Source organism: Moritella sp., from assembly GCF_013215705.1.
Taxonomy (GTDB): Bacteria; Pseudomonadota; Gammaproteobacteria; order Enterobacterales; family Moritellaceae; genus Moritella.
In genome coordinates this window covers 48,796-68,889 of the sequence record NZ_JABSQR010000020.1, presented here as the reverse complement: position 1 = coordinate 68,889, position 20,094 = coordinate 48,796, and the positions used below count along the sequence as shown (strand labels likewise).

The window sequence follows — 20,094 nt, the reverse complement described above, 5'->3', positions numbered from 1 at the left end:
ATTCTACAAGTCGAACTTAACTTCATCAAGTAGTCTTAGTGCAGCTTTACGATGTTTTGCAATTTCTGCGACTGGCATGTAATCTGCGTTAAATTCACCCCAAGATGAAACTAACTCAGATGCTTTGATACCCGCTTTAACTGGGTATTCCATGTTAACTTCAGCATACATTTGTTGTGCTTTCGCGCCAGACAGGTATTCCATCAGTTTAACTGCGTTACCTTTGTTCGGTGCGAATTTCGCTAATACCATACCAGAAACGTTTACGTGCGCGCCGTGGTTTTCTTGGTTAGGGAAGTTAATGTTAACCGATTCAGCCCAAGCAACTTGTTTTGGATCTTTCAACATTTTGCCTAAGTAGTAGCTATTACCAAGCGCAACAGTACAAACGCCTTCTTTAATTGCTTTAACTTGTGCACGATCGTTACCTTGTGGTTTACGTGCTAAGTTAGCTTTAACACCTTCTAACCATACTTTTGCTTCAGCTTCACCGTGATGCGAAATCATTGATGAGATAAGAGCTACGTTATATGGGTGTTTACCTGAACGTGTACAGATTTGACCTTTATATTTAGGGTCTGCAAGTTCTTCATAAGTGATGTTAGCAACGTCGCCATAAACTTCACGTGAAGTATAGATATTACGTACACGTGTTGTTAGTGCAAACCATTCGCCATCTGGGTCACGGTATTGCGCTGGAATGTTATCTTCTAATACGTCGCTTGATACTGGCTGAGTTACACCACTTTCAACAGCTTCAACTAAGCGGCTGATATCCGTTGTTAGTAATAGATCGGCTTTTGATAAACGACCTTCGCGTTTCATTCTATCTGCAAGTCCTTTCTTGGCAAATACAATGTTCACCTTCACACCAGTATCTTTAGTGTATTGTTCAAGGATCGGATTAAGCAAATTAGCTTGGCGATTTGAATAAATATTAACTTCTTCACCAGCAAAAGCCGTTGCGCTCATGAGTGACGTTGTTAATGCCAAAGCAGATAAACCAAATATTCCTTTTTTCATCCTTACCTCTTAATACGAATTGTTTACATAATTTACAATATGCAGCGAGTTTATAAGAATATAAAACTTTCCACAAGTGCAAATGATAATAATTATCACAAAGATTAACGAAGGATAATGATAAAGTCTGCTTTTCATTTACAGACAAATTCATTTCTATTTAAATAGGAGTATTGGACCGACACTAACTCAATAAAATTACTTTTTAAATGGGTTTTCCAACGTTACGGGCAAAAAAAATGGCTACCTCAGCAATGAGGCAGCCCTTTATATATTCCACTAATTTTTTACTTCTAGCAGCGTAAAAAACACGCTGCTAGAATCATACTTAAATCACAGTGAGTCGGTCCTGTTTCGCAAGCGAATAACAATATAAAATTACGCTATATGGCCTGTTCCCTTATTTACATTACCCCATGCTAACGCAACCTTGTGTTGTGCACTGTTATCTAGCGAATCCATAAACCCAGCATTACCGGCTGATGGCGCAAAACCGCTCATAGCCTGAACTAAGTTATCGACAGCACCATTCGACAAGGCTACATAATCACGTACACCCGATTCCTGCTTGGCATCCATACTGATCACCAATTCAGCACGGTTATCCGCAAAGTAATCAGAGAAAGTTACCGAACCAAGGCTTTCAAATTTAGCTTGATCCGAACTGTAGTCAGTCTTATTGTTTATCAGGATCTGTAAATCAGAGCCACTGCGCTGCAGCCATAGATCATTCCAGTTTACTTTATCAAAGACGATGAAATCATCTTTAGAAATATCTGTGACCTGATTCTCGATTACATTAGCGCTTACCATAAAGCTGTCAATACCGGCACCGCCTTGGAAGGTATTACTATAACCACCAAGTACTAACAGATCATTACCTTCGCCACCATCGAGTTCACTGAACTTCGAGATAGATGCTGCGATTAAATGATCATCACCAGCCCCAGCGTTAACCACTGCGTGGAAGCCCATCAGTTTGATCACATCTTTGCCCGCTTTGCCGTCAATTTTATTATAATTGCCGAAAACGTTCGAGAAGTCATCACCATTACCTAAGTCGATCAGATTGTGATTACCAATCGTCACCACATAGTCTTGATCATCACCTGCCTGTACAGAATTATAATTACCTGATGTAACAACGTAATCTAGGCCTGAGCCGGATTCAATGGTTCCACCTTCACCGAAGACAAAGACTTGGTCATTACCGTCGCCCATAAATACATGGTTAATACGACCAGCGACAACAGCAGTATCATTTCCCTTACCACCGAACATCATGTTTTCACGGCCCATCAACACGCCCACGTCGTTACCTTCTCCACCAGTGAAGATATTCGACGTGCCAGTTGCGTAATAAACATCATCACCGCGGCCCCCCCAGAAATTATTATTGTCACCAAGGTAAGCGCCTAGATCTTTACCGTCACCACCCCAGTTGAAATTATAATTACCCAGAGACACATTCACATCACCATCGCCTTGTAAATGCCCACTATGGCGAAGGAAGTCAAAGGTTTTCTCCTTCATATTAAGCAGATCAGCAGTGAGATTTTTTTTCAGATTAGTCACCAAAGACTTCATTTCTGACTGTTTATCTGCACTGAAAATAGTTGTAAATAAGTTAGGTAAATTCAGAGCATTGAATCCAAACGGACGTTCTTCTTGCTCTGTAACTTCACCAGCCGTTGCAGGCTTAGCCTGAGAATCTGTGTCACTATTAACGCTGACCGCTAACTTATCGTCCTGCTCTGCTGGCGCTTTCTCTTTTAAACCATGACTTTCAGCAAAAGAGGTTAGCCCATCTTTACCCATATCTAAGCTTGATTTTAAGCTATCTAGCAATTTCGACGGGTCGGTGAAAGATTTCAGCTGTCCGCCACCAAATTCAGCAACCACTTCCACCATTTCAGTCAATATAGCAACACCATCAACAGCGTCGCCATTACGCGCAACTATTTGACCGTCAGCAGTATAATCAACCGCAAAAATATCTGCCAATGTAGTATCAGCACCTACACCAGCCAGTTTACCCAACAGTTTATTCTTCAGCTGACGAGGTAAATCTTGAGGATTATAAGTAAAGGTTGTTTGAACTTTTCCGGATGCAGAGAACTGCTGAGTCATTACACCGAACAACGAACCGAGGTTAGTATCTAGAATAGACTGTATATTATCACCGAACATAAAGTTCCAGTTACCAGTCGTGACCTGAATATCCGCGCCTCGACCACCTACTGCAAGGTTAAATGCGAGTTCCTCATTGTTCTGACGGAACTTATCTGCACGGCTCATCTTGCTGGTGTCAGAGCTCTTATTACCACTCAACCACTCGTTATATTTCTTGTTCAATGCTGCTTCAGTATCACTCTTCAGTCCACGGCTACTGCGTTCGTTCTGAGAGTCAAGATTAACTAACCTTGTATAATCTACACTGCTGGTCTGATCCAGACCCGACATGTCGTTAACGAATTTCTTCGCACCCGCTAATGTCCACTGACTATCCTGAGCAGCCAGCCAGTCCTGACCCTTCCCTGATTCTGCAATATCCTGAAGTACACCAGAAATACGTACGGCACCATCAAAAGGATTAACCAATGGCGGCGTCGGAATAGACTTGTCCATCATCACGATCAGATCGTTACTGCGCCCCATATTGAAGCTCACGTTACGGTTACCGATAAACATCTGTGCACCTTCCAGAGCCTGGTAGCCTCCGATATCGAAGCTATGCTTGCTGTCACCGTTACCGATGTGCACCATGACGTTATTATCACCGAAGGTCAGCGACTTGAAGCCACCCGTACCAACTTTAACGGCCACGTTTGAGGTACCCCAGTTGAGCGCGGTAAACTCACCATCACCCACGTTCACCTGAATATTGCCGGAATAACTCACTTTGTTATCCGATTTTTTCGATTTAGCCGAATCATCAGAACTGCTGCTTGCGCTTTTCTTTTTACGTTTTTCCGGTGCGCTAAAGACATCATCGTTATCCGCAATCGCACCACGTACTGACACATCGCTTTCACTCTGACCGACACGGCTAAGGTCAATATCACCTTCGGCAATTCCGTTACGAACTGCTTCTTCACGAACCGCCACATCACCCTGTTCATCCCAACTCAGTACGACTTTGTTGTCGGCCAGTTTCGTAACCCATTGGTCATTTTCATCGCGAGTATGCTTACGTCCCGTTCCATCAACAGCGACTTCGCTACTGCGTGCTGGCACATCTATATGTATGTCATTTTCAGCCATAGCAGTAATGAAGCCTTGCGCAAAACCTTTCTGCTTATCAGTGCTGACCAGCGAACAACCGACAATACTGATATGCTCCGGTTTACTACTGATATTTTCCGCCTGACTGAAGTCCTGATTGAACTGCGCGAGCTTAGCTGCCAGTTCAGTTGCATTGTAACCACTCAAATGAGTATTATTATTGTCACTTTCATCTCGACCATGACCGACTACTTGCCAGCGTAGTTTGCCGGATAGTTGTTCTGGATCGCCATAGACCACACGGTACTTGCCATCAGTATCAAGCTGAACGACCACACTTGAATCAGGATGTTTACCGGCCAAATTAGCCGCCGCTTTCGCAGCTGCCGGGTCATTTTCCGTCTGAATAATAAGCTGACCGTCAAAGCGGGTTTCACCACCATCATCATTCGACGTTACGGCTACTGTATCCCAAGAATCAACATCTTGGGTATTAGCCTTACGCGCAGTACCATCTAACGATTCTTGCTGACTATGGTTTTTATCTTTATTGGACGACTCGTCCAGTAAACTTTCCCCATTTTCTAGGCTTTGTTGCAAATGTAGTAACGCTGAATTACGCCCTGAACTTGGATGTTCTGCCACATATTGGGAAATGGCGCTTTCTAATTCCTGAGCAATCACCCTTTTACCAACAGGCGATGTCTCATGAAACTGCGCCAATTTATCAAGAATATCCTGATAACTGTTACCAATTCTTTTACCTGTCACTGCCGCCTGTTTTTTCACTTCAGAAACTGCAGCAACATCATCAAAATTAACGTCAAAATAACCAGGTTCTTTGCTAACAGAAAACATTGGCTTCAATGTAACTTTCTTCTTAGCAAACTGACTTTCAAATTCATTAACATCAAAATTGGCACTGGTCATTTTCGCAGCAGCGTCAACAATTGCCGTAGCAGCTACTCGGGGATCCGTATCAATATCAGCAGTGGATAATACTAAATGCGCAACATTATCAACAATCTTTCCTTGACTATTGGTGTATTGATCAAAAAACGCGTCCTTCTCTGCAAATGAGATAACCAGTTTCTTACCACTACTATGCAAATCATTTAAAACTTCTCGTCCTGCATCGGTACTATTAATTTTATTTAGAAGATTAATACCATTTTGGCCGGCCGCCACTTGGTGATGAATATCTTCTAACACTACGATAGAAGCCTCATTCTGATTACGGCCATGATAAGCCATAAAATTAACCTTTTGATTATCAATAAAGTCGTCACTATATATTTTACTGATTACAGCATTTTCAAAATGATGCTTAGCATCGGCCTTTTCTTTTAAATCAAACATTGTGCCGATCGATTTTTCAGAAGAGAGACCTTCTTGATCAACATAAATATTAATATTAGCAACAATCTTATTTGATTCTTCTAATGATAAAATTGATTTACCATCGGCGATGAGATCTTCTTCATAGGCTTGATTATAAATCGCTGAAAGTTTGGCTTTCCATTTTGGATCATCCAACGAATAAGACTGTTTAGCCCAAGGGTCAATAACAAATGCCCCAGGATTGGCCTTTATATCAAAATGCTCAAAATCTGTATTAGCAGTTATAATTTCCCCCGTAATTGATGGCCGCTCAGTTAAACCCGCAATAATAAATACATGACCTGTATTTAATTTGTTTTCAGGTAATACACTGTCCCAAGTATCGACACCGACAATAGCAAAACCAGTTTTATTATCTTTAAGGAATTTTTCAACTACCAACGAAGTCATTTCGTCACAATTACCTATACCATTTAAGCGAGCAGCTTCAGCTTTACTCATTGCTTTTTTGATATAAGGGTTATCGAGACCACTATACATTGAAGTGATCATATGTGAACGAGCATCACCACGTAATCCAGCAAATTTATTGGCAATTTCTTCTGATGAATAATGTGCTTTTAACTGTTCATAACTGTCTTGTCGATTTGTTGACCCTCCAGGTACTGCTTCTGCCACATAATGCAAAAGATCATCAATATAAGGCTGTGTATAGTGTATTTTTCTTGAATCACTATCACCAGCTTGCCCTGCCGGTTCCGTCACAATAGACTTTTCTTTACCTAAACTTTCAAACTGCTCAATGTCAGCATTGCGCTTAATTGACAACTTTGCCGTAGATGGATCAGCTAAAACCTGAGCAATATTTTTTTCAACTAGATCCACAGCCTGTTTAAAGTTACTTCCTTCAACATCAAGCAACATTTTACGGCCTTGCTTAGTTGTCACCTCCATAGTGATCTGCTCATCTTGGAAATCCACAACTCGACCAGTTGCATTATTCCCTAAAGAGAATGTTTTACCCTGTTCTTTCAGCGCACGAAGCACATAGCCTTGCTCACCTTCTCGACTCTGCTTCCAAAGACCGTCATAAGCAGAGATATCGCCATCTTCAAATTTATTGAAATATACATAGAAGCTTTGACTGGCTTCATCACTATCCTGAAACTTGTATTTCGTCAGCAGTCCTTTATGGAAATTATTCATGAAACCACGGAAGTCATCGTACTGGACAAATGACTTGGCGCCAAAGTTAGGATCATAGAAAGACCAAACTTTCTGATTACCTTTCTTGTGAACCACAACTGACATAGCGTGTCCTTCAGACATAAATGTCATATACGCGGATTTGCTCGGGTTACGAAGCTTATCCATCACTGATTCATATCCGTCAGCACCATAACTCAGTGCGTCATTAATATTTGCACCAGTCAATCCATTAGCTTTCAATTTGCCGCTGTATTTCTTGTTAGCCGCATCGCGTGCAGCTACAGTGGACGCATCCATCGATTGGCTATATTGCATTGAAAGCAGATCCTTAACCGCCAAACCTAGGTTCTGGCGACGGTACTGATTCAATAATTTTTGCTCTGTTGAACCCGAATCCACTTTATTGCTAGTTTGATTATCGTTGTATGCATGAACTGAGTCTTTCAACCATTCCATATATGCCTTACCACCACCAATACCGTTAACACGTTCTTCCATCATGTAGCGGGCTGACAGCGCAAAACACACACCTTCAAGCAACTCTTTGGACTTAGCTTTATTGCCATCGGTGATCAACACATTTCCCACTTCTGGGATCAGCTTAGTCAATTGGTCTAGTAGATCAGCCCCTTGGCTGAAGTGGAATGAAGACTCATCCGACTCTTTACCACCGGCCTTAAAGTCAAATATTTTATCGCCAAGTATTTGCGTAATTCCAGCTTTCATCACATCCTGTTGAATACCGGATATCTGAACTTCCTTACGGTGAACTTCTTGGGAGTTAACAGTTTTAGTTGCTTCAATCGCCTTCGTCCCATTATTACTGAACATCTCGGTAATAGACGCCGCAGATTTTGAGCCATGACTTCTAGCATTTATCGCCAGACGATTTACTGCTAGAGTAGCTCCTTCAATCGCTTCCAACTCTTGTTCCGTCAAACCTTCACTGAATCGCCCGTCAGTAGTAACTTCAGAATACACGTCAACATTACTTGTATTTTCAGCAGCAGCTTGCGCTTCATATGCTTTACCAGAAAGACCGCTTCCTGCAGCACCCTCACGATCCGGTTTGTCATCTTTATCTTGCTTTGCAGCTTTAGCATTTTCTTGGGCTTGCGAAGATTTACTTTGCGCGGCTGCACTATCTTGTTCTCCACGTTGTTGAGCTTGATTACTGTCAGCATTGGCTTTCGTTGCTGCCTGCTGTGCTTCTTGCTGCTTAACTAAAGCGTCATCCTTTCGTGAGTTCGCTTTTGCTTTTGCATCGCTAGTATCTTGTTGTGCATTGACTTCGTTTTCTTCGCCTTTAGCTACGCCCGCTTCAGATTTTGCTACTGCATTTTGAACATCTAGCTGATTCTGTTTATTTTGCTGCGCGGCTTTCTCAAGCTGCTCATTTGAATGCAACTTGGCGTCGTCAAGTTTGCTTTGGACGTTATCTAAAATTCCGCCAGCAAAGTTATCTATCCAATTATCACCTGATTCACCTTGGTAATTAGCTTGACCGTCAAGTGCATCTAGCCCCTTGGTCATATCCGTCAGTTCTTTGGTAATTTCTTGTTGCTCTGCAGCAAGCGCTTCGCGCTCTGCTTGACCATTGGTTTCTAATGCGTTTTGATCGGTCGCTTCGAGCTGTGATTGCGAGCCAGACAGCGCAGCAAGCTGTTGAGATTTTTCTTGTTTCAGGCGCTGGCTATCAGCTTCTGCACGCTCTTTGTCGGCAGTTGCATTTTGTGCGGCTTCATTCTGTTCTGCATGTTCGCTAACAGCATTAGTTTGCTGTGGTATCTCAGATATCGCAACGACGTTATCCAAGACATAGCCCAGTCCATCATTTTGGCCTGTGCCTTTAAATTCGATTCGATTACTACCGGCCTTCGCCGTCAGTTTCAGTGTTTGTTGCTGCCAAGTTGTTTCATCACCAGAGGCTGAAAATACAAGGTTACCATTCCAGATAACATCCATACCTTCGTTATTCGAAAGGCCTGCACGTTTTGTAAAATCAAAACTCAAAGAAATGACTTCACCATCAGATAGGTTGCTCAAATCTTGGGATAGGCTGGTATTAGTGTAAGTATCTAGTTCGCTGACTAATGCCCCATGCCCTTTTTCGTCGACACCATAAGCGTTTGCAGAGTGGGACGCTTCGATCCCATGGGTTCCATTCCAACCATTCCCGCCTTGTTCGAAGTCACCATTAACAATCAGATTTTTATTTTCTGTTGATTCTACATCTTCATCAATCGCTAATTCACTTTGCATTGCAGCAACATCAGGTGTTTCTACATCGGTAACCGCACCAGACATACTGTCGCCAAGATCACTGCCGATCTCTGCGATTTCCTCCATCTGGAATCCGTTAAGTTTAGTGATTTCCGGAGTAGCAATTGCCCCGCGGCCTTTACGGGAAGCTGATGTCGAAGCATCATCACCCTGAACCAAGAAATTGATCCCCTGACTACCAGCCACGCCTAATACCGTCTGTTTGATATTATCGAATAGCGAAGACAATTTATTACTCGTAGTATTACTCGATGCAACAGACAAGCTATAGAAATCGCCATTACCAATTTTGATTGCAACATTATGTTGTGCGTAAGAGGCATTAATACCTAAACCATCACCGACTTGGATATTCGCATTAGCTGTACCTTTCATCACCGCAACATTAAGGCCATCACCCACTTTGGTGTTGACGTTATACTTGCCCCAGGCAACATTGACCGAAATACCGTCACCCACTTTAGTATTGATATTCAAGTCACCATAGGTCGCCGTTACGCTTAGCCCATTACCAATAGTAGTAACGATATTTGCCTTACCTTTCGCGGCAGTGACCTGTATACCGTCACCCATTTTGGTCACTATATTACCTTTACTCCACAAGGCATTAAAGCTGTCACCGTCACCAACTTGCGTAACAATATTAGCGTCACCCTTGGCTAATACAACATTGCGCCCGTCACCCACTTTGGTAATAATATTAGCATCACCCCAAGCGCCAGTGTAATCATCACCATCACCTATATGGGTAATAATATTAGCTTGACCATGAACAACAGAAACTTCTTGCCCATCGCCCACCTTAGTAATGATATTCGCTTTACCTTTAGCAAAATTATAACGATCACCATCACCAACATGCGTCAGTATATTCGCCTCGCCCCATGCTACATTAACGCCAAGACCATCACCCACTTTGGTAATGATATTCGCTTTACCTTTTGCAATACCAATAGTCATACCATCACCAACATGGGTCATGATATTACCGATATCTGAAATCAGCAGACCAACTGTCGTACCATCTCCGACTTTGGTTAAGATATTGCCTTTACCAAGCAGGACAGCGGCAGTCGTACCATCACCAACATGCGTCACCACATTAGCCTTCGCTGCAGCAACAACCCCCATAAAGCCGTCACCGACTTTGGTCACAATATTAGCTTGACCAAGCGCAAGAACACCGGTCAGGCCATCACCGACATGTGTCATGATATTCGCTTTACCAAACATCGCAGCAAGCGTGGTTCCATCGCCGACTTTCGTCATGATATTCGCTTCACCAGCTAAAATGCCTATGCTTGTTCCATCACCTATATGGGTGTAGATATTGGCTTGACCAACCATCAGAGCTGCAGTCAGATCATTACCGACTTTAGTGAGAATATTAGCTTGACCGATCATAGCCGCAAATGTATCACCATCTCCGACATGAGTGAAAATGTTAGCATTGCCGACCATAGCAGCCATGGTCATGCCATTGCCTATTTTAGTTGCAATATTTCCTTCCGCTAGCATCAGAGCAACGGTGGTGCCGTTACCAATGTGCGTAAATACATTCGCTTTTGCAACCATGAGTGCTAACGCATTACCATTACCTATTTTGGTAAATACATTACCCAAACCACCCATCAGAGCCCAAGAGTCACCGTCACCGACATGCGTAAATATATTGGTAGCACCAACCATCGCGGCAATAGCCGTTCCGTCACCCACTTTAGTAAATACATTACCAACTGCGCCCATCACGCCTAGAGTCTGACCATTGCCGATATGGGTTAATACATTACCTAAACCAAGCATTATCCCGGTGGTATCACCGTTACCGACTTTCGTTAAAACGTTAGCTCCACCGATCATTACGCCAGTAGTGCTTCCATCTCCGATATGAGTCAGGACATTGCCGCCTCCGGCCATTACCGCAAGCGCATTCCCCTTACCTTTCTTGGTCAATACATTTAAGCCACCAAGGGCAACAACAGTGGTATCAGAAGATTGTTCATCTCCACTAATGTGGGTAATGATATTAGCGCCACCAATCATACCGGAGGTCAAATCACCATCCCCGATTTTTGTCAGTACATTAGCACCACCAACTAAAACAGAGGTAATATCACCATCACCCACCTGGGTCATCACATTAAAACCACCAGCAGCAACCCAGGTCCCGTTACCGTTACCGATTTGCGTATGCGTATTATAACCGCCAAACATAACGACTCGGCTTGCACCGTTGCCCTTATGTACTGATATATTCCCGTACGCTAATAGATGCGCCAAATACTGGCCATCACCAATGCGTACTAATACGTTGACGGCACCACCGGCGTAAACATCCATTTTACCTTGCTTACTTTGGTGAACGAGTACGTTAGCAAGACCTACGCCACGGAACGTTAAATCCCCTTCCAAACCACTTTTAACAATTACGTTCGCTGCACCAGCACCATTAAATTCGGTATTACCGAACTTAGAGCTGTGCAAAATTACGTTGCCAATGCCAACGCCGTTGAAGTACACATTACCGTGCGTCACATTGGACTTAATTACATTACCGCCACCAACGCCATTAAAACGCACATCACCCGAACTTTCGCCAAAGTTAGTAAAAGGTTTAATAAGTGCTTGTTCACTGTATTCATCGAGATCAGCAACCTGATCAGAGCTAATACGTACAGAATCAACACTGTAATGCAGATCGCTAAGCGAATAGCCGGCATGCCGGTAGCCATTACCAGCAGAGATATCTTCGTTCGCAAGATTAGTTCTATAATCGCCTGTTTTATACCAAGGTGTTGCTCGGTATTTCAGCTCTCCGCTTTTCGGGTCATTAGCGAGCTCTACCACCACGATCTTGGTGTATTTCCCCTGTAATGAAGCATAAATATAAGTGTTCGGTTTGCTGTTGGACTTAACAGCCTGTACATCGATCATTGTACCGATAGTCGAAATAGAGGGGCCGCCCATTTTAGCATCTGACAGACTAACATCACTGGCATCAATGTTAGTACCGTCCCCATAGGTAATCCATTCGTACTCTGTCAGGTTTTCTTCGACTGCGTGAATCGTTACTGGTTGCTGATGTTCGATCTTCAGCTTAGAAAGCGTATAAGCACCGTCTCTATTAATATTAACAAAACCGTTCTCAGATAAAATCTGTTGTTCAGCTAAATTTGCTAGGTGGTTTCCTTCTTTATACCAAGACGTAGCGTAGTAACCCAACTTGCCGGTAACCGGATCGTTATACAATCGAACTTTACTGATTTTGGTATACGTTTGATCCGCAAAAGCAAAAAGATAGGTATTAGCTTCTGTCGTTGATTTTACTCCACTTACAGCTTGGCTTTCTTGAATCCAGCTACCGCCAAGGCTTGCACTCGTTAGTACAATTTCGTCAGCATTAGCATTTTCTAGGCCTTCTCCTGCAAAATCATTATCAGCTCCCTTACGAGTGATCTTATTATAAGCACCACCTCCTGAGAAATTGATATTACCGTGCGCAACATCAGAATAGATACTGTTGTAACCACCGATCCCTTCGAACCGGATATCACCTCGTGTTTCACTGTAGATATCTTCAGCCTGACGGATACGCTCGATACGGTTCGAGGCACCTGCACCCTGAAAAGTAATATTACCTTCCTTGCCCTTACGGACAATATGGTTATCAACACCAGCACCTTTAAAGGAAATATTACCAGTTTCGACCCGAGAGCTAATGCTATTTGCAGCTCCGACGCCATCAAATGTTACGTCACCGCGAGATCCCTGGTAGCGGTTGAACCATGTGCGATCTAGCTTGTTACCAGCTCCGGCGCCAGCAAAATAAAGATTACCTTGATTCGTTTCATGCCAGATACGGTTATACCCTCCGGCGCCCTTAAATGTCACATTACCAGTCAGGCCTTTACGAATTAAGTTATTAGAAACAGCAGCCCCAGCATACTTCACATCACCGTGATTACCCGAATGGTCAATCGTCACCCCTCCAGCGAGGCCAGCGAATGAAACATTTCCATCTTCACGTTTGTTTATCTCAGCGTAGCCTGCGGCGCCTTTTACACTTAAATTACCACTGGTATCCTCGATTTTCAGATAAGCAGCGCCCCCTTGTACCGTGTCGTTTCCACTACCGGTATACACGATGGCCCCGATGGAACCTACAGTGATATTATCATCGCCACCTTTGGCATGTATTTCTCCGCCAAACCCAATGGCAACAATGTTATTATTACCATCATCGGCATCATAATTTCCGGTAAAGAAGTACTCTACACTTCTCCAAAATGGTTTACCCATAAAGTAACCCTCTTAATATTAATTTAAATCGAAAACCACTGCACACTTCGAATACATTGGTTAGTTTGTGTATTTAACTTGCCGCGGACAGTACACACTTTTTGTCCTTTCCATGGCAAGAACACCCGACGACGAAGATCGTTGACAATCTGACGCCCATGCCCAAACGGGGCAATCATTTCGGGGATATAGATATGCTCGCCAGAACGCCAATCGGAGGGCAAAAGCTCTCTTGTTCCAGAAAGTAGCTCATCTCTATTTTGCTCAGATAAAAACGCCCAATTACAAAAAGCAATTGGGCGGCCTTGATCATCTTCGTAATAGCAAAACTGATTCAACTCAAAAGCAGGCATAATACGTTGTTGCCATTCAGCAACAACATAATGCCGATGCAGAGGAGAGTGCTGGCTAAGCAGCATAACCCCACCAATCATTGCTTGTACTTTTGAATCATCAAGCTTTTCTGGTTGATAGTTAATCTTCATATATCAACCTCTTAATGTTATTTTTTGCTGCGCGGAGTCTTCTTTTTCGGTGCTGCAGACACAATTTCAGGCTCAGCTCCAGATTCTTCCTGTGCAGGATCTGTTGGTAAAAAACCAGCCGCAACTAACTTGTCAAATTCTGCAGCCATACGCGGATCTTCTAGCATGTTTTTAACCATAGAAACCATATGCATAAACCCAGAAGCTGGCATATGTACAACTTGCTTCAATTCCAGATCAGCATCATTTTCAGCCATCACACCATTAGACATATTTTGTTGATTTTGGCCAACAAAATACAATGAAAAAATGCCTTTATTATAGTTAACACTTGATACTGTCTGTACAAAATTCTCAGTCATAAATTTACTCTCTTTTTAAAGTTAAAAATTACCCTCGACTACTTTTTCAAGTCAGTCGTAGGGCATACTTGCAGCCTATAAAAGGCTACGATGCTACCTGCAACCTCCACAAGTTAGCGTAGATTCCGTCCAGCTCCAGCAGCTGCTGGTGCGTTCCTTGTTCCACTATCTCTCCCTTATCGAGTACAAGTATTCGATCCGCATAGCGCAGGGTATTAAGACGGTGGGCAATACTGATCACTGTACGTCCCTGAGAAATCGTATCCATATTCGCCATCACGGCCGCTTCAGACTCGTAATCCAAGGCACTGGTCGCTTCATCAAGCAGTAAAATTCTCGGGTTAGTAATCAGTGCTCTAGCCAGCGCAATCCGCTGGCGTTGGCCCCCTGATAAGCGCCCGCCCTTTTCGCCGACCTGCGCGTTATAACCTTCCGCCTGCTCGCGGATAAACTCATCGGCACCTGCGAGTGATGCAGCCTGCATGACTTCTGCATCACTCGCCAGTGGACTGCAAAGACGGATATTTTCGGCAATCGTCCCAGAAAAAAGTAGACTTTCTTGCAGTACAACACTCATATTCCGGCGCAGAGCCACGGGATCGGCAATAGCTAAATCAATACCATCAACCAACACCTGCCCATGCTGAGGAATATAGAGACGCTGTAGCAGTCGTGTCAGCGTAGACTTACCAGAGCCCGACGGTCCGGTAATCCCGATAAATTCGCCGGGTTTAATATCAATATTAAGGTTACGCAGAACTTCTTGACCATCGGAATGGTAACGAAACCGCACACCGCTAAAGCTCACCCCACCAGCCAGTTTAGGCACTGATGCCAAACCGCCACTGCCCTGCTCCGTATCTTCATCGAGAATATCGCCGATGCGACGCAGTGAAATCAAGGTATGCTGAAAGTCCTGCCAGATCTGCGCAAGACGCAGAATAGGCTGTGTAACATTGCCCGCCAACATATTGAATGCTACTAGCTCTCCCGGAGTTAATAAGCCCTCAATCACTAAAGTAACGCCCCACCACAGCACTAATGCAGAGGTCAATTTTTGAATCAATCCGATCCCTTGCCCGGCCAGTATGCCGACCACTTTGGCGCGAAAAGAAGCCCGCACAAAACTGGCCAACTGGCGCTCCCATTGGCGTAAAAAAGAGAGCTCAGTCGCAGTGGTTTTAATCGTTTCAATACCAGTAATCGATTCAATCAAAAAGGCAGTATTATCAGCCCCTAACTCATATTCTCTTGTAACCCTCGCGCGAAGAGCTGGCCCGACCAACAACCAAAAAATAAAGTACAGCACCAAAGACCCGATCACGAGTAAAGTGAGCTTGGCGGCATAAGTGAACATGACAGCCAAAAACAATCCAACAAAGGCGAGATCCAACACCATGCTCAACGCAGAACCAGTTAAAAACTGACGAATTTGGCTCATTTCCCGCACCCGCGCAATAATTTCACCAGTCTGACGTTGCTGAAAATAAGTGAGCGGTAGAGTAATCAGATGCTGATAAAGGCGGCTGGATAACTCAGAATTCGTTTTGCTGGCAAGATTGGCAAACAGCCAAGAACGAAGAAAACCGTAAATAGGCTCAAATACAGCCAGCGCAAGCATCGCAATACCGAGAACCTGCAAACTAGAAAGGCTACGGCTGACCAGCACTTTATCGATAACATTTTGAAACAGTAGTGGCGTAACCAATGCAATTAATTGCAGCATTAAAGACACTAGCAGCACATAACGGAACTGCGAGGCATGCTTACGAATTGACGGCACAAACCAAGCCAAACCAAATTTTGTTTTTTTAGGAATATCTAACGCTTCAGCAAGCAGTATTAACTCTCCCTGCCAGAACTCACTGAACTCCTGCCGCGAATACTCGCAGCTGTCAGCTTGATCCGGCATAAATACAGTCAGCCTGTCACCGTCAACCTTTTCTAATACCATCCAGCCCTGCGCTGTCAGCATTAATGCAGGTAAAGGTAACGCTGATAGTCTGTCTATGGTGCTGTAGTTTTGGCGGGCCCGTAGTCCAATCCAAAGTGCACAACGACATAAATCTATACTGTCAGCGAGCCCTTTGCTGCGTCCGAGCTGATGAGCTAATTGCCCGACATCCACTGATAATTTAAATTGTGCAGCGGCTCTACTAAGAGCAACCAGACCGGGATCTTCAGCAGAGCCATTAGCGGGCATATTTTGTTCTGATGTCAATGTTTCGATAGCAGCCATTAGCGCTCCTTCATCGCTTCAGACTGATACTGCTGCAAAGGGCTGAGCAGGTAATCGATCACTCGCCGATCACCAGTGCGGATCTCGACATTGACACTCATACCAGCCTGCAGCGGCACCTCTTTATCTTCAACCAGAATAGTGCGCTGCGCTATCCTCACGCGAGCGAGGAAAACTAAGCCGAGTCTCTCATCCTCAACTGAATCTCTAGACACATAAGCCACCTTGCCAGGGATCGTTCCGTAACGTGTATAAGGAAAAGAATCGATCTTAATTTCAACATCCTGACCGCTATGTACAAAACCAACATCCTTATTGAGGATCTTTACTTCAATTTCTAATACTGCATCGTCAGGTACAATAATCATCAGCGGCTTAGCAGCTTCTACAGCCCCACCAAGGGTGTGCACATCCAGTTGCTGTACAACACCACTGACTGGTGCGCGCAGACTCTGCAGGCGGTATTTTTCCAGTAATTTAATCAGCTGCTGTTCCATTACCGCAATTGAAGCCTGCACTTCGTTAAGCTTGTCATAATATTCACGGCGGACTTTTGCCAAATAGCCGCGGCGCTGTTCCTGCTTACTTTTATATTCAGCCTGTAGCACATCAATCCTTGTGTATTGCTGTGATAAGGATCTGTCCATTTCTAATTTTTCTCTTTCCTGTTCCAGCAATACCATCCGCGGGATCAGATTATTTTTTGCTAAGGTACGCTGTGCATCTAGCCGGTTCTTAATATTCGCCGCCAGTTCACCTAGGCCTGTAATTTCCTTTCTACGCGCTTGCTGATTAGCTAAATTAACGCCCATTTCGCCGTTAATACTCTCTATATTAGCCTTAACTTCAGACCATTCACTACGCAGGTGGGCGCGTGCAATTTTAACCTGTAATGGGCTCACTCCTGTAGGGACAATAAAACTGCTTAGCGGCTCATCACTCAACAGTGCCTGCAAACGGGCTAGCTCTAATTTTTTAAAATTTAACCGCTCCTGTATCTCCTGAATCTCCGCTTTAATACCAATAGGATTGAGTTCAATCAGCACATCCCCTTTTTTTACCCACTGGCCATCGCGGACATTAATAGCAGCCACTTCACCGGATTCAATTGACTGAATTACTTTAGAATTGCTGGAGACTAATAAACGCCCGGCGGCACTAGCATGGATATCCAGCCTGCCAATCACCGACCAGAGCAGTGTCAGCAAAAGTAGCAGTGTCAATGCCAATGCCGTACGTCGTGTCCAAGGCGCAGGTGGACGCTCTACAATTTCTAAGTAGCCAGGTTGAAACTCATATTCATCACGAGAACGCTTAATATCAGCAGGCTCGTTGCGTTGCGATTTTAGCGCCTGACGAATGACTCTTAAGTATTTGATAGACATTAGTCTGTTTCCTTACGTAATTCCTGCTGCATTTGCCATAAACGGGCGTAACATCCCTTCAGCGCTAATAATTGTTGATGACTGCCAGACTCAGTAATATGGCCTTTTTCTAAGGTTATAATACGGTCGCAATGACGTACTGTAGATAACCGATGAGCAACAATAATAACGGTACGACAGCGGGATATTTCTTGCATATTCTTCTGAATAATCGCCTGCGATTCATCATCAAGTGCACTTGTTGCCTCATCGAAAATAAGAATTTTAGGCTTGGCCATTAGCGCTCGAGCAATAGCGACCCGTTGCCGCTGCCCACCTGATAATGAGCTGCCCGCTTCCGCTAAAATAGTGTCGTAACCAAGCGGAAGTTGTAAAATAAAATCATGCGCCCCTGCTAACTTAGCCATCGCTACCACATCTTCTAAACAGGCACTGGGATCTTTTATCGCAATGTTGTTACGAACACTGCGGTTGAATAAGTAGTTATCCTGTAACACTACGCCTATCTGGCTTCGCAGGTAATCAGGAGCTAAGCTATGCAGCGGTATACCATCGATTAAAATACTGCCGCTTTGCGGGGTATAAAGCTTCTGCAACAGGCGCGTCAGCGTCGACTTGCCAGAGCCAGAGGGACCAACAATACCCAGACTTTCACCAGCCTTGATATGTAAATTGATATCACACAGTACGGGGGCTAGATTAGGTTGATATTGAAAGGACACGTTCTGCATCCGTAATTCTCCGCAAAGTACAGAAGTAGGAACTTCATTTCCCTGATCTTGCTCCATCGGCAGGTTCAGCATTTCCCCCAGTTTATCGACAGCAACGCGGGTCTGTATAAATTGCTGCCAAAGCTCAACAAGCTTGGCAATCGGTTGACTAACATGTGAGGTCATCATATTAAATGCGATCAACTGACCGATCGTTAGTTCTAATGACATCACCAGGTTCGCTCCGACCCATATAACAGCCACCCCGGTTACTTTCTGCAGCAGTGTTACTACATGGCTGATCACGCCATTTAATGTCTGCGTCTGAAAACCAGCTTCCACCATTTCCTGAGTCTGCGATTCCCAGCGTCTCTGCATGCTCGGTTCTACCGCTAAGCTCTTAATGGTTTCAACACCACTCACCGACTCATTCAAAAATGAAGTATTCATCGCCGAGGTCTGAAACTGACGTTCAATACGCTCCTGCAGAGGACGAGTGCTAAGCCAGGCCAACACAAAGTAAAAAGGCAGACTTGCTAATACAATGCAGGTCAACAGCGGCGACAACCAGGCCATCACACCGAAAAAAACAAAAGTAAACATAACATCAACGCAAAGGGTGAGCATCGAGCCAGTCAGGAAGTCTCGAATACTATCAAGTTCCTGAACACGGGTAATGATCGCTCCGACTTGACGCTCTTTGAAATAAAGGAGCGGCAGACCCAGCAAATGATGAAACAGTTTAATGCCAAGTTCGATATCAATACGGTTGGAGGTATGCGCAAACAGGTATTCTCGCATCCCTTTTAACACCACTTCAAAAATACCAATAATGACCAGTATCATCACTAACACATCAAGGGTAGACAAAGCGTTATGAACCAAAACCTTATCCATAACTACTTGAAAGAAAAGCGGGGTGGCTAAAGCGAGCAACTGTAACATCAATGAAAATAGCAGCACTTCAGCAAATAATTTACGGTGGCGAACAAACTCAGGAATAAACCAGGATATATCGAAACGCAGAGCGGCACCTTGCAAAAGTATCACTTGTCCTCCCCACTGTGTTTGCAACTCATCGATACTCAGCAGCGTCGGACCTGAAGCCTCAGGAGACTGGATCAAAGCCTGATCTGAAGATATTTTAGCCAACACAACAAACAAACCTGCACGGTTTTTAAAGGATAGCGGTAAGATTTCAGGAGAAATTTTGGTCAGAGTTAATTTAGAAAGCACTAAGTTAACACTGTTGGTTCTAGCAAACTGCTTAATAGCCTTTTTAAGAGATAAGCTGTCATCGAATTTTTCGCAGGGCTTTTCCTTAGTTCCCGATAACTTCAAAAGTAATGCTGAGCATGCCAATGCTGAAGATATGCTCTTGTATTCTGAAGACAAATTGGAGTCGCTGTAGGTAAAACTTTTCATAACGTAAATAATCTTCGCCTAATAAATTACTGCAAGCCACAAAATGTAACTAAGAATTATTACTACTACCATTACTATTTATGACAAGGTTACTGTGACAACAAGTCA

Annotated in this window: 7 protein-coding genes; all 7 read right to left on the bottom strand. The window is 43.9% G+C overall.

The annotated features are described in order from the left end of the window. Window positions 1-3: 3 nt before the first annotated feature. Window positions 4-1,023, bottom strand: coding sequence for a Fe(3+) ABC transporter substrate-binding protein (locus tag HRT96_RS14135; RefSeq protein ID WP_293157899.1), 1,020 nt, complete (start codon window positions 1,021-1,023; stop codon window positions 4-6). Between the two features lie 378 nt (window positions 1,024-1,401). Next, window positions 1,402-13,380 carry an MARTX multifunctional-autoprocessing repeats-in-toxin holotoxin RtxA gene (gene rtxA, locus HRT96_RS14130; protein ID WP_293157896.1) on the bottom strand — a complete coding sequence of 3,993 codons (11,979 nt, stop codon included), beginning with the start codon at window positions 13,378-13,380 and terminating at the stop codon, window positions 1,402-1,404. A gap of 23 nt (window positions 13,381-13,403) precedes the next feature. Further along, entirely contained in the window at window positions 13,404-13,865 is a 462-nt protein-coding gene (rtxC, locus tag HRT96_RS14125; protein ID WP_293157893.1) for an RTX toxin-activating lysine-acyltransferase RtxC, read from the bottom strand. Between the two features lie 17 nt (window positions 13,866-13,882). Beyond that, window positions 13,883-14,227: a peptide chain release factor 1 gene (locus HRT96_RS14120; protein WP_293157890.1), complete on the bottom strand. Its 345-nt coding sequence runs from the start codon at window positions 14,225-14,227 to the stop codon at window positions 13,883-13,885. An 85-nt stretch (window positions 14,228-14,312) separates the two neighbouring features. Beyond that, a complete protein-coding gene (locus HRT96_RS14115) occupies window positions 14,313-16,466 on the bottom strand; it encodes a type I secretion system permease/ATPase (protein ID WP_293157887.1) in 2,154 nt (717 codons plus the stop codon). Beyond that, window positions 16,466-17,851 (bottom strand): HlyD family type I secretion periplasmic adaptor subunit, encoded by a 1,386-nt coding sequence (locus HRT96_RS14110; RefSeq protein WP_293157884.1) that lies wholly within the window; start codon window positions 17,849-17,851, stop codon window positions 16,466-16,468. Before HRT96_RS14110 ends, HRT96_RS14115 begins: the two co-directional genes overlap by 1 nt. Beyond that, window positions 17,851-19,986, bottom strand: coding sequence for a type I secretion system permease/ATPase (locus tag HRT96_RS14105; RefSeq protein WP_293157881.1), 2,136 nt, complete (start codon window positions 19,984-19,986; stop codon window positions 17,851-17,853). The genes HRT96_RS14110 and HRT96_RS14105 overlap by 1 nt, the downstream gene beginning before the upstream one ends. Window positions 19,987-20,094 lie beyond the last annotated feature (108 nt).

What these genes read in the sequence shown, in the direction of transcription:
- HRT96_RS14135 (WP_293157899.1), bottom strand. Translation starts at nt 1,023, where the DNA reads ATGAAAAAAGGAATATTTGGTTTATCTGCTTTGGCATTAACAACGTCA.
- rtxA (WP_293157896.1), bottom strand. Translation starts at nt 13,380, where the DNA reads ATGGGTAAACCATTTTGGAGAAGTGTAGAGTACTTCTTTACCGGAAAT.
- rtxC (WP_293157893.1), bottom strand. Translation starts at nt 13,865, where the DNA reads ATGAAGATTAACTATCAACCAGAAAAGCTTGATGATTCAAAAGTACAA.
- HRT96_RS14120 (WP_293157890.1), bottom strand. Translation starts at nt 14,227, where the DNA reads ATGACTGAGAATTTTGTACAGACAGTATCAAGTGTTAACTATAATAAA.
- HRT96_RS14115 (WP_293157887.1), bottom strand. Translation starts at nt 16,466, where the DNA reads ATGGCTGCTATCGAAACATTGACATCAGAACAAAATATGCCCGCTAAT.
- HRT96_RS14110 (WP_293157884.1), bottom strand. Translation starts at nt 17,851, where the DNA reads ATGTCTATCAAATACTTAAGAGTCATTCGTCAGGCGCTAAAATCGCAA.
- HRT96_RS14105 (WP_293157881.1), bottom strand. Translation starts at nt 19,986, where the DNA reads ATGAAAAGTTTTACCTACAGCGACTCCAATTTGTCTTCAGAATACAAG.